This window comes from Bradyrhizobium sp. P2_E8 (genome assembly GCF_056403875.1).
In genome coordinates, this window is record NZ_JBFUES010000118.1 from 1 (window position 1) to 11983 (window position 11983).

Annotated in this window: 13 protein-coding genes; 5 read left to right on the forward strand and 8 right to left on the reverse strand. The window is 63.6% G+C overall.

Features of this window, described 5'->3' with window-relative positions:
* Positions 1 to 119 precede the first annotated feature (119 nt).
* Positions 120 to 491, reverse strand: a complete 372-nt coding sequence (locus tag AC1D00_RS09265) for a helix-turn-helix domain-containing protein (RefSeq protein WP_027546544.1) — start codon at positions 489 to 491, stop codon at positions 120 to 122.
* A 29-nt stretch (positions 492 to 520) separates the two neighbouring features.
* Positions 521 to 1567, reverse strand: a complete 1047-nt coding sequence (locus AC1D00_RS09270; RefSeq protein ID WP_135178502.1) for a LysR family transcriptional regulator — start codon at positions 1565 to 1567, stop codon at positions 521 to 523.
* Positions 1568 to 2049: 482 nt separating this feature from the next.
* Here AC1D00_RS09270 and AC1D00_RS09275 point away from each other — a divergent pair, with 482 nt between their 5' ends.
* On the forward strand, positions 2050 to 2316 hold the full coding sequence (locus tag AC1D00_RS09275; protein WP_135178500.1) for a hypothetical protein: 267 nt from the start codon (positions 2050 to 2052) through the stop codon (positions 2314 to 2316).
* A 203-nt stretch (positions 2317 to 2519) separates the two neighbouring features.
* Positions 2520 to 3251, forward strand: a complete 732-nt coding sequence (locus tag AC1D00_RS09280) for a cytochrome c biogenesis CcdA family protein (RefSeq protein WP_477010461.1) — start codon at positions 2520 to 2522, stop codon at positions 3249 to 3251.
* A 25-nt stretch (positions 3252 to 3276) separates the two neighbouring features.
* Here the strand turns inward: AC1D00_RS09280 and AC1D00_RS09285 are convergent, their stop codons facing one another.
* The 3 genes from AC1D00_RS09285 to AC1D00_RS09295 form a co-directional block, all read right to left on the reverse strand.
* Positions 3277 to 3933 carry an HAD family hydrolase gene (locus AC1D00_RS09285; RefSeq protein ID WP_477010462.1) on the reverse strand — a complete coding sequence of 219 codons (657 nt, stop codon included), beginning with the start codon at positions 3931 to 3933 and terminating at the stop codon, positions 3277 to 3279.
* A 147-nt stretch (positions 3934 to 4080) separates the two neighbouring features.
* A complete protein-coding gene (locus AC1D00_RS09290) occupies positions 4081 to 4998 on the reverse strand; it encodes an MBL fold metallo-hydrolase (protein WP_135178497.1) in 918 nt (305 codons plus the stop codon).
* 92 nt (positions 4999 to 5090) lie between these two features.
* On the reverse strand, positions 5091 to 6296 hold the full coding sequence (locus AC1D00_RS09295; protein WP_477010463.1) for an NAD(P)/FAD-dependent oxidoreductase: 1206 nt from the start codon (positions 6294 to 6296) through the stop codon (positions 5091 to 5093).
* Between the two features lie 83 nt (positions 6297 to 6379).
* Here AC1D00_RS09295 and AC1D00_RS09300 point away from each other — a divergent pair, with 83 nt between their 5' ends.
* Positions 6380 to 6544: a hypothetical protein gene (locus AC1D00_RS09300; RefSeq protein ID WP_477010464.1), complete on the forward strand. Its 165-nt coding sequence runs from the start codon at positions 6380 to 6382 to the stop codon at positions 6542 to 6544.
* Between the two features lie 261 nt (positions 6545 to 6805).
* On the opposite strand, the gene AC1D00_RS09305 is transcribed toward AC1D00_RS09300, so the two are convergent.
* From AC1D00_RS09305 to AC1D00_RS09315, 3 genes are all read right to left on the reverse strand, one after another.
* Positions 6806 to 7765 carry a helix-turn-helix transcriptional regulator gene (locus tag AC1D00_RS09305; RefSeq protein WP_477010465.1) on the reverse strand — a complete coding sequence of 320 codons (960 nt, stop codon included), beginning with the start codon at positions 7763 to 7765 and terminating at the stop codon, positions 6806 to 6808.
* 291 nt (positions 7766 to 8056) lie between these two features.
* Complete coding sequence (locus tag AC1D00_RS09310) at positions 8057 to 9514, reverse strand: sensor histidine kinase (RefSeq protein ID WP_477010467.1); 1458 nt, start codon at positions 9512 to 9514, stop codon at positions 8057 to 8059.
* 347 nt (positions 9515 to 9861) lie between these two features.
* Entirely contained in the window at positions 9862 to 10206 is a 345-nt protein-coding gene (locus AC1D00_RS09315; protein ID WP_477010466.1) for a DUF1236 domain-containing protein, read from the reverse strand.
* A 139-nt stretch (positions 10207 to 10345) separates the two neighbouring features.
* Between AC1D00_RS09315 and AC1D00_RS09320 the strand changes: the two genes are divergently transcribed.
* Together AC1D00_RS09320 and AC1D00_RS09325 are read left to right on the forward strand one after the other, a co-directional pair.
* Entirely contained in the window at positions 10346 to 10579 is a 234-nt protein-coding gene (locus AC1D00_RS09320; RefSeq protein ID WP_135178493.1) for a hypothetical protein, read from the forward strand.
* Between the two features lie 379 nt (positions 10580 to 10958).
* Entirely contained in the window at positions 10959 to 11957 is a 999-nt protein-coding gene (locus tag AC1D00_RS09325) for a TRAP transporter substrate-binding protein (RefSeq protein WP_135178492.1), read from the forward strand.
* The last annotated feature ends 26 nt before the right edge of the window (positions 11958 to 11983 follow it).

The following is an 11983-nucleotide window of genomic DNA, read 5'->3' on the forward strand; positions in this document are numbered from 1 at the left end:
CACGGCGCGCAGGCCAAGTCTGATCAAGGAGATCCGATCCGGCAGGCCTCGTTCAATCCGGCCGCGCCCCGTGACGCGGTGGATTGAACGTCGGCCGTAAAGGCCAGACCGTCGATAGATCAGGCTTCGTTGGCCGCGATCGATTCCATCAGCGAAACGAGCTGACGCTGCACCGTCTGGTCCTTGATCTTGCTGTAGGCGCGCAGCAGGCGGAGGCTGAAGGCCGAATCGAGGAACAGCAGGCTCTCGACTTCGCGCGCCTTGTTGTCGCCGTCGTAGAAGAAGGTCACGGGCACGTCGAGGGCGGAAGCGATCTGCTGAAGCCGAGCCGCGCCGACGCGATTGACGCCCTTCTCGTACTTCTGAACCTGCTGGAAGCTGACGCCGAGCTTCTCGCCCAGCTCGGCCTGCGAGATCTTCATCTCGACGCGGCGCAGACGGATCCGCTTGCCAAGCTCGATGTCCGGCTTGCCGGCACTGCGCTGCTTCATTCTTTTCGCCGCTGTTTTCATGTTCGTTCTCACCGTTCTTCGGTTGAAAATCCCCCGAAGAGCTGGGTCAGGGGTTCGCCCATATACGAGTCCTTGAATTCATGCGGGTGCACGAACTCTTCCTTAAACCACGGGAAGCGAGCCGGATTGAAGGCTTCRATCAGCCAGTCAATCATGTGCCGTACGCGCGGAATCCGGCCGCTACCGGGATGGTAGGACAACCAGATATCCAGCGGTCTGTTCAGCTCGACCTCCAGTGGAATCAACTTCCCGCCAAGCGCGACGGCGTAGCTTGGGAATACGCCGATTCCGGCGCCATTCGCGACAGCCCAGTAGTTGGCGCTTGAGACGTTGGTCTTCATGACCAGAAGGTCACGTTCCGAAACGCCCGGGAAGAAGCTCTCGAAAGTTTCCTTGGCGGCGAGCTGGTCGGCGAATTGCAGCACCAGGCGGTGCTTGATCAATTCCATTGCCGAGCGCGGCGCGCCATGTTTTTCGATGTATTTCTCGGAGGCCCAGAACATCAGATGCATGCGGCCGAGCCGCACCAGCTTGACGTCGAGCGCGGAGGGGCGCGACAGGTGAATCGCGACGTCAGCCTCGTGGCGGGAGACGTCTGCGGAACGCATCGCGCAATGCAGGTCGACCAGAATCTTCGGATAGGCCTGCTGGAATTCGACCAGGCGCGGGGCGAGCCAGAACGTTCCGAGGCCCTCGGTCACGGCGACGCGGACCTCGCCGGACAGGACGTTAGCCGTCGAATCGCTGGTGCGCAGCACGTCGAACGCAGCCGTCTCCATTCGCTCGACGGCGGCGACCACCACCGTGCCCTCGTCAGTCAGGTGGGTGCCGTGGACGTCGCGGGTGAAAAGGGTGGTGCCGGTCTGGCGCTCGAAATCGTCGATCCGTCGGCGGACGGCGTTGATCGACAGCGACAGGCGTTCTGCCGCCGAGCGGAAACTTCCACACCGGACGACTTCAAGGAAAATGCGGGCGGCATCCCAATCCGAGAGGCCGCTGAGATTTGTCTTTGGGCGTTCTTCCAATGGAACGCCCCTTTCCGCCAAGGAGTGCATACAATTCCCTTCAGGTCGTTAAAGTGGCAGAATCTGGCGCAAACCACAACCACGGCGGGTTGCGGGGGTGACGAGTTTTGAACGTCATCCTTACTACCCGTGGGTGGTATCCGAGTGCGGCCAAGAGCTGGGAATCGGGCAAGCTTTCGCCCGAGTGAGGGGTGTCGCGTGAGTTCCGTTGCGAGCCGCGAAATGGCTGCGGGATTGTCGGCGCTGTCCGCAATGGATCTCCTTGCGAGAGCGGCGTTGTCGCCCTCCGGGACGGATCAATCACAGCGCATCGTGCGTTCTACCCTTCGTTATTTCGACAATGACCAATGGCGTAGCGGGGCAATGTTGGCCGGAACCGCAATTTCAACGCAGAAACACACTGAAATCATGTTCAGAGGCGCAACGGCCTCGTGTTATCCTTGGTTCTCCATGGGGGCCAAGGGGGTCGTCACAAACACGTCTCACAGGCCGAATTAACGGAAAGAACGCCGGTGTCGCATTCAGACGAACAGTTGCAGTCGGTGCTTGAAACGCTCGAGGAGTGCCGCAGGGTGCTCAACGAGTGCAACAGCCGTGAGTCGGCCGAGCTGCTGTCCATCGTCATCCTGGACGTGCGGATGAAACTCAAAGGAATTGACAGTGCCGATCTCAAGGCATTGTGCGACGAAATGCTGCGGAGCGCTGCAAGCGAACCGCACCCCCCCTCCAAGCAGACGCAGGACCAGCCCCGGCGTCCGCTGCTCCGCGTGGTGAAGTAGCCGCGCCGCCGAGTCTCGCTTTTTGGCGAGATTTGTGCGCGTCCCGATGCCGCATCTGTGATTGCGGACGGCATCGGGAGGAGCCTGGGTTTTGTGCGCCTCTGTTGCGCATTTTCCGGCATCGGCTACACCAGAGCCGGTGCTCCGGGCCGCGCGCATTTCCCGCGCGCCGCGCCGGCGCCTGAGATGGCTCCGACTGCATCATGCAAAATGTTTCGATCCCGGCGGCCCTGATTGCCGGCCTCGTCAGCTTCCTCTCCCCTTGCGTCCTGCCGCTGGTCCCGCCCTACCTGATCTATCTCACGGGCGCGACGATCGAGCATGTCGAGAGCGACGAGCCGGCATCGGCCTCCAAGCGCGCGATCATGATGTCGGCGCTTCTGTTCGTGCTCGGCTTCTCCACCGTGTTCGTGGGGCTCGGCGCCAGCGCCTCGCTGATCGGCGGCCTGATCCGGGCCTGGTCGGCGGAGCTGTCGATCCTCGCCGGCCTCGTCATCATCGTGATGGGCCTGCATTTCCTCGGCCTGACGCGCATCGGCCTCTTGATGCGCGAGGGCCGGATGCCGATCCCTAAGCCGGTCGGCCTGTGGGGCGCCTACATCATGGGCCTCGCCTTCGCCTTCGGCTGGACGCCCTGCATCGGCCCGATCCTCGCTGCGATCCTCTCGATCGCCGCAGCCGAAGCCACGGTGACCAAGGGCGCAGGGCTGCTCGCGGTCTATTCCGCGGGCCTCGGCATTCCCTTCCTGATCGCCGCGCTGATGATCGAGCAGTTCTCCGCGCTGTTCGCGCGCATGAAGGGCCATCTCGTCAATGTCGAGCGCGCCATGGGCGTGTTGATGGTGATCACCGGCATCGGCTTTCTCACCGGCGCGGTCTCGAATGTGAGCATCTGGCTGCTCGAGACGTTTCCGGCGTTGCAAACGTTCGGGTAGGGCGTGTGGAATGGGAGTGCCGCAATCATTCCATGCGCAGCAAAGCCGGAAGGTGGCTCATTCGATCAAAGAGGTCGTCGCAGACAGCTGCTAACTCTCGCTCGATTTCCGGATCACCTGCGGTAAAACCGAGGACCCTCATTCCTGCGGCCTTTGCTGCGTGAATCCCGGACAGCGAGTCCTCGACAACGACGCAACGTGAGGGGTGGGCGCCCAGTGTTTGCGCAGCGTGCAGAAACAGGCCGGGGTCCGGCTTCCACGAACCAACCTCATACGCGCTGAAGATGCGTCCTTCGAAGTGCCCCAGCAATTTGGCCAATCCGAGCGCATGCGTGAGCTTCGACATAGGTCCGTTGGACGCCACGCAAACCGGAACGGTGATTTCAGCCAACGCTGCATGGATTCCTTCGACAGGCTTCAGTTCGGCATCAAAAGCCAGCGCGGTCGCTCGCCGAACGTCGGCGACGAAAGTGTCTCGGACGCTGCGGCCTAACCGGCGCTCGATTTCGCGCACGCATTCCGTCATTTTCAACCCTCGGAACGAACGTATCGCGTCTTCCACGCTGATCGCTACGCCTTCCTCGGATGCTGTCCGGACAAGGACGGTCAGCGCAATGATCTCACTATCGACCAGGACGCCGTCCGAATCGAAGATGATGAGTTCGGGACTTGCACAGGTCATCCTTGCGATGCTCCAGGCACATGGTTCATTGGAGCTTCTCGCTATATCCGGGTCGGTGGGCGGAGGCCATACCGGGCTGATTGAATCAGGGCGCGTGCTCATCAACAGCATGAGCACGCGCCCCGGTCGGCCTAACTCAATTGGCGATCAGTAGTCCCAGAACACCGGCACCCAGCGGAAGGCATCGCCRTCGACCGCCACCCGGCCGACCGACGGGAACGGCAAATGCGTGGCGACCAGCATCTCGCCGGTTTCGGCAAGCTGTCGCAGAAGGTGGATACGAACGCGCGCCGCCTCCTCGGGATCGTGCTCGAAGCCGTTGTACCATTCGGGTTGCTCGAACCCGACGGCGAACACGGCGTCGCCGGCGAAGGTCAGCGCGTCGCCGCCGGACGCTATGCGGACCACGCTGTGTCCGGGGGTATGACCGCCGGTGCGACGGGCGATGACGCCGGGCGCAATCTCGTGCGTCTCATCGAACTGCCGCAGCTGACTGCCGTACTCGCTCACGAACCGCTTGGCGGTCGCGCGAAGCGCGTCCGGGAAGCCCTGCGGCATGTTGGTGTGCGAGAAATCGGGCGCCTCCCAGAACTTGACCTCGGCGGCCGCCACGTGGATGCGCAGATCCTTGCGCAGTCGCTGCTTCACGCCGTCGATGAGCAGCCCGCCAATGTGGTCCATGTGCAGATGGGTCAGCACGAGGTCGGTCACGGACGAAAGATCGATGCCGGCGGCCTCCAGTCGCTTGATCAACTGTCCGGCCCGCGGCAGGTTCAAGTTCGGGTCGGACCCCAGTCCAGCGTCGATGAGGATGGTCTTGCCGCCGCTGCGGACCATGACCGCGTTCAGCGCCCAGTCGAAAGCATCCTGTGGCAGGAACATGTCGTGCAGCCAGGCCTCACGTTCGGCCGGGGCGGCATTGTGGGCCAGCATGGTGGTTGGCAGCGGCAGCACGCCGTCGCTGACCACCAGCACGTCGATGTCGCCGACCTTCAGCGCGTAGCGCGACGGAACGAGCTCTTCTGGGCCCGATGACACGGGATATGAGGTGTTGTGCAGGTTCATGTTGGTCTCCTGTTTCCTGATAAGGCTCCTGGCTGGTCTTGGTTGAGCGTGCCGCGTAGCCAGGAGAACGCGGCCGTCATCGTCTCGTGCGTCTAGAGGTCGGTCACGCGTTCCGGATCGGCCGACGCGAGCGCCGCGGCGCGCTCGGCCTTCGGCGGATAGATCCAGACCGTGTTGATCTCCTGCTTGGTCTTCTTGGCGACGTCGCCGATCATCTCGACCTTGCGCTCCCAGCCGCGCGTGAACAGCGCGCCGGCTTTGCCGAGATCGAGGCAGGTGACGTAAGCCTTCTGGTGATACGGCCTGGTCGGAACGCCCAGCAGTTCGGCGGCGGCATTGTTGCCGGCGAAGGCGCCCATGCGCGTGGCGTGCTGGCATGACATCAGCGCGTAATTGCCCTCGTCGTCGCATGCGGCGCGCGCGGCATCTCCGGTGGCGAAGACGCCGGCGACGGCAGGCACGCGCAGATCGCGATCCACCAGCAGCCGGCCGAAATTGTCGCGCTCGGCGGGAATCTGCGCGGTCAATGGCGCGGCGCGGATGCCGGCCGCCCAGACCACCGTCTCGGTTTCGATGTGTTCGCCAGTCGACAGCGTCACGCCGGATTTGTCGAGCGAGGTGACCCCGGCCCCGAGCCGGGTCTCCACGCCGAGCTTGCGTAGCGCGTCCTCGATGAGCGGGCGAGGGCCTTCGCCCATGTCGGGCGCGATCGCGCCGTTGCGCTCGACGATGATCACGCGCGTTCTGGAATCCTTGCCGAAGATGTCGCGCAGGCGCGCGGGCAGCTCGGTTGCCGCCTCGATGCCGGTGAAGCCGCCGCCGGCGACGACGACCGTGTCGCGTCCGTTCACGGCCGGCCGGTCGGCGAGACCGTGCAGATGCCTGTCGAGCGCGATGGCGTCATCGAGCGAGTCGACGCTGAAGCCGTGCTCGGCAAGGCCCGGAATGTTGGGACGGAACAGCCGGCTGCCGGTGGCGACCACCAGGCGGTCGTACGACAGGGTCTTTCGCGTGCCCTTGGGAGTGGCGACCTGCACCATCTGCGCCTTGGTGTCGATCGTCTCGGCGCTACCCTGGATGTAGTCGACGTCGATCGCCTTGAGGACATCGAGCAGCGGTGCCGTCAGGGTTTCCGGCTTCGGCTCGTAGAGCCGCGGGCGGATCACTAGCGTCGGTTCCGGCGCGATCAGGGCGATTTCGAGATCGTCAGGCGAAGCGCCGTGGACGTCGCGCAGGCGGGCTGAGGAGAGGGCGGCGTACATGCCGGCGAAGCCGGCGCCAATGATGAGCAGTCGCATGTGGTTTAACTCCTGGGTTTGGTTCGCTCGGGGCGCGCGCCATCGCCGCCGTCTGGTGTCGGCAGGGCCTGTTGCGATCGGCGATGAGGCGAAGAGGTGAAATGGAGGTCGCGGACCGTTACGGCGCGGCGCAGTTCGGCAGTGAGGACAGCAGCGCAGGTCCCTCACATGCCGCCTGGCAGCTTCTCGAGCCCGATGGCCAGCTACGCAGAGCCACGGGCACCATGGGCTTCCTCAGCCAGGTCTGATTGATCAGGATCGACGTCGCGGGACTGGCGCTTTGCGCAGCCTGTACCGGCGCTTCTTCGGCTGTTGGCGATGTGAAACGCACGCTCAGTGAGAGTCCGTACATCAGCGCCGTCGCGATGGCTTTCCGTCGCGGTGCGATTGCAAGGTGTTTCCAGTCCATCGTTGGTCTCCGTCCGCGTCGTGGTGCGATGCCGAGATGTTTAGCGAACCAGATATCCGACTGCCCCAGAGCGATTGCCGTCCCTGTCGAGAGATTGCTGCTAACGCATGCGCCGGCGCCAATCGCTCGGCGTTTCTCCCATCAGCTTCTTGAACGCCGCGGCGAAGGCGGTCTGCGAGGAATAGCCGAGCGCCGCGGCGATCGAGACCACCGATTCGTCGCTGTCTCGCAGCATGTTCATGGCCTGCTCGAGCCGGTGCTGGCGCAGCCAGGCATGCGGCGAGAGCCCGGTGCTTTCCTTGAAGGCACGGCAGAAGTGAAAGCGCGAGAGGCCGGCATCGGAAGCCAGCGCATCGAGCGAGACGTCCGCATCGCTGTCCGAGCGCAACCGTTCGATCGCACGGAGCAGGACCTTCGGCGACAGCCCACCCATGGTCGGTTGGAGCGTGGTTGGCGAACCCGTGTGGGCGACCAGCAGGCGGGTGGCCAGAAGATCCGTCAGCTGATGACGGAACAACGTATCGAGGGCTCCGTTGCCCCCCAGCGCATCCGCTGCGCTCAAGAGCAGTCTGGACGTAATRGGATCGGGATGCGCCGTCCGCTCCAGCAGGTCGGCCGGTTTTTCGGTCCCGGCTTCGTCGGCAACGCGCTTTAGTGTTGCATTCGGAAGATAGAGCTGGACCACATCGACAGGCTTCGGAATATCCCATCGGGAGCTCGATCCTTCCGGAATGATGATCACGACGCCAGGACGAAACGTGCCGATCGCAATCGATTTTCCCGACCGCCGCTCCATGCGCTGCATCACGCCGTTGTATGCCATGATCACATGGTGGCTCATGGGCTCCACGACGTCGTGCAATGGATCGTGTTTCCAGTGGGCGATGCCGGCTCCGGAGGAGTCCAGCGCCATGCGAGCCGGTTCGGTCCTGAGCACCCGCGCCATCTCCGCGTCCGCGGCGCGCCGTTCGTGCGTCGTACCATCGTCGGGCTGTGCGCCGGGTACGGGTGGCAGGCCCCTGTGCGAGGGATTGCGCATGAGTGCAGTGTTCCCGGTCATTGTGTGGGTTCTCCTGATTGCCTCTGGTTTCAAATCAGGGGCCCGTATTTGTACGGGTCGGCGCGTGTTCTAAGTGCGCGAGGGCATGGCGTCTTTCCTGAAGCGGCCATGCTTTGTCCGATCCTGCTCCGGGCAGGCGCGCGTTTTCGGAAACGCACGACGGGAGGCGGCGAGTTGTCGAGGTCTTGAACGGAGATCTTGTGAAAGACGCTTCATGCCAAAAAATGCGGCAGGCCGTCACATGGCTATCGCTCTAACGAGCAAGTCCGGCATGGGTGATGATCATCCGGTTCACCGCGCCTCGTCCAGCGTGCAGGTCACCGTGCAGACCACGCCGCGCGGCAGAAAATCGACGGTTGCCTCGCCGCCGAGCTGGTCGCGGGCGCTGCGCTCGATCAGGCGCGAGCCGAAGCCACGCCGCACCGGCTCCGTCACCGGCGGCCCGCCGATCTCGGTCCAGATCAGCCGTAGCCACGGCTTCGGTGTGTCGGCGATGACCTCCCACTCCAGCGTCACCCGGCCGGTCTCGTTGGACAGCGCGCCGTATTTCGCGGCGTTGGTGGCGATCTCGTGCACGATCATCGACAGCACCACGGCAAGCCGCGGCGACAGCGGCACCGCGGGACCGTTCATCCGGATGCGCTCGGGCGCGTTGGGCAGGAACGGCTGGACCGCGCGCGCGATCACATCCTTCAGTTCCGAGCCGGCCCATTTCTCCTGGCTGAGCAGATTGTGCGCCTCGGCGAGCGCGCCGAGGCGGCCCTCGAACTTGGCCCGCTCCTCGCGGCTCGCGCTGCGGAAGGTCTGCACCGCGATCGCCTGCATCAAGGCCAGCGTGTTCTTGACGCGGTGGTTGAGCTCCTCGATCAGCAGATCGTGCAGCATCTCGCCGCGCGCGATCGTCGTCGCCATGCGGACCGCAAAGGTGAGGCCGGTCAGCAGCAGGATGCCGCCGATCAGGCTGGTGATGRCGATGTTGCGCCAGAGCGGGGCGATCAGCGAACTCTCGGCGACGCCGGCAGCCACGGTCCAGCCCGTCAGCCCGGAACGGGTGTAGGCGGCGGCGAGCGCGACGCCGTCGAGCGACACGGTCGGAAGCGCCGCCTCGTTGCTGCGGAACATCTCGGTGTAAAGCGACGGCGAAGCGCGCTTGCCGAATGTCTCGCTGGGGTTCGGAGCGCGCGCGAACACGATGCCCTTGGCATCGAGCAGGCTTACCGTCCATTGCCGGTCCGGGCGCTGCTTCTCCACCAGATCCTGAAAGATGCTGACCGGCGGGCTGAAGCAGAGGTCGTAGATCACCTCGCCGTTGCGAAGCACCGGCACCTCGACGGTGAGAACCTGTCGCCCATTGAGCGGGCCGGTGAACAGGTCGGAATATTGCGGCGTCCTGGTCGCAAACACCTTCTCGACGATCTCCAGATTGCCGCGCGGCGGCAGGCTCGCGGTGTCCTCCGTCGCCGAGGAGAACAGCAGCCGGCCCTTGCGGTCGGAGATCAGCACCAGGCCGCCCTTGCCATACTGCTCGAGGAAGCCGAGCGCGATGCGGCGAAAGTTCGGGAAGTCGTCGTTGCGCAGCGAGTTCGTCAGCGCGAGCACCTGCAAGCCGCCGGTCATCCGCTGCACCTCGGAATCCAGCACCAGGCGCATGCTGCGCACGTTCTCCAGCACTCGGCGGGTCGCGTCGCTGCGGTCCTGCTTGTAGTTGTAGACGGCGATGCCAACGGCGAAGACGATCAGCGGCAACATCGTTCCCGTGACCAGGAGGGCGAGCCGGACCGGCAGGGTGAACTTTGACAAACGCGGTCGTCCCGATTCCAGCGCGACGGCGCCGGCTTATGATTTTGTCAGACCATACGGTCAGGACTTGCGCTGCGCCATGATTTTTGCGTTCAGCGCGCAGATCAGGGAAGGGAAGCGTTGCAACGCGGTCGCGGCTGTCCGCGCTTCAGGTCATGCCGATTGCGGCCAGCAACAGGCATACGGCGTAGATGGCCGCCAGGCTGACACCGGCGATCCGGGCCTCTCGATGCGATTTCATCGTCAACTCCGGGAGGGTGGCCGTCCTTGAGGCGGCCCCCCTCCATCACGTCCTATCAATCGATTTCCTGAACGACCGTTCGGGAGCCCGGATCCACCAACATCACGCGCTCGCCGGAATAGACGTAGCGATACTTGGTGAGCGAGGGTCCCCAGTCGGAAGGAACTGCCTCGAGCTCGACGTCGCTCGGCACCGTCGCGCCGACGATGATCTTCTCTTTCATCGTCACGGGACGAACGCGATGTTCGGTGACGTAGGATTTGATCCTGGTTCGGTATTCCGGCTCGATCTGAACGGCGGCCGCGTGCCCGGTTCCGGTGGTCGTCACCACGGTGGACTGCGCGAACGCGCCAGTCGAGATGATCACCGCCGCGGCGGAAAGCAGAAACAGCTTCTTCATCTTGTCCTCCTCGCTGGAATAAGTGCGGCGTCAACACCTCACTGTGGACGGCGTTCCTCCTGCTTAGGAACGAATTGCCGTTTCTTCCCGTTGGTGAACCTGCCGGGCTGGAAACGTCCGGCGACTGGAGGAGGATAAAATGAAGCTGAAGATCGCATCTGCAGCATTGATGCTTGCTGCATTGTCCCTGCCGGCGTTCGCGGCCGACGAGTTCTATGTCGTCCAGGACGTCAAGACGAAGAAGTGCACAATCGTCGACAAGAAGCCGACGGACACGTCCGTGACCGTCGTCAGCCCGTCGGGCATGATCTACAAGTCGCGCACCGAAGCCGAGAGCGGCATGAAGACCGTCAAGGTCTGCACGTCAAACTGAGGAGGACGACAAATGCCAGTCCTCATTTTGTGGGCCGTGCCGGCTGTGTTGGTGATCGGTGGCGGCATTTATTTGATTGGTCACATGCACTAGGTCTATAGCGGAAGGCGAGCGGATCTCTGCGTGCAGCGCACGGGGTGCGCAAGTCTTCCGTCTCCTGGGGGAGGGGGCCGTCCATGCGGCCTGCCGCGCGCCAGAGGAGCGCGAGTTGCAGTGCAACAGGTCGCGCAGGAGTGGCCCTGCGACGAAGAGTACCTCCAGCTCATCCGAATTGGCTTCCGTCCCGCCGTCGTTTTTCATACGCTCCCCGAACGCTGGCCGCATGCCGGCCGCGCTCACGCTCCGGTTACAGGGGCGGAGCAACAAAGGGAGGGAGACGATGAAGCGAAGATCATTTCTCGCTGGTATCGGTGCGACCACTGCGGCGGCTACGATCGGCATGCCGTCGATCCTCAAGGCGCAAGCGCCGATCACGCTGAACGGCGCGGTCCAGTTCAACGACGACCACGCCTTCAACCGGGCACTGATCCGGTTCGAAGAGCTGGTCAAGAAGTACTACGGCAAGCCCGTCAACTTCACCCTGCACAGGAACTCCTCGCTCGGCCTCGAGAAACAGTATTTCGAGTACATGTCGCAGGGCAAAGCGGTCGATTACGGCATCGTCTCGCCGGCTCACATGTCGACCTTCGCCAAGGCGGCTCCGTTCATCGACGCGCCCTTCGTGTTCAAGGGCATCGAGCACATGAACAAGGTCGTCGAAGCCAATATCCTGGCGCCGATCGCCGACGAGGTCGCGGCGAAAGCCGAGGTCGTCCTGATCGGTTATTCCGGCGGCGGCATCCGCAACATCTTCGCCAACAAGCCGCTCAGGAATCTCGCCGATCTCAAGGGCCTCAAGGTTCGCGTGCAGGGCGCGCCGATCTGGTCGAAGACCTTTGCGGCCGTCGGCATGAGCCCGACGGTGATCGCCTATAACGAAATCTACAACGCGATCCAGAACGGCGTGATCTCGGCCGGCGAAAACGAGGCCGCCGGCGTCGAGGCGATGAAGTTCTACGAGGTGGCGCCGCATCTCAACCTGACCCAGCACGCCGTGTCGATCCGGCCGATCTGCTTCTCGGTGAAGACGCTGAAGACGTTGCCGAAGGATCTACAGGACGCGATCATGAAGGCCGGCAAGGAGGCCGGCGACTACGGCCGTCAGCTCGAGTCGAGCGAAGAGGTGGTCAAGCTCGACACGCTCGAGAAGGCCGGCAAGCTCAAGCGCGTTCCCTTCGAGGAGCGGGACGCCATGAAGAAACTCGCCGACCCCGTGATGGCCACCTACGCCAAGGAAATCGGCGCGGAGGGCATTTTCGAGAAGATCAACGTCGCCTGACCGCTCCATGTCGACCGACGGAATAT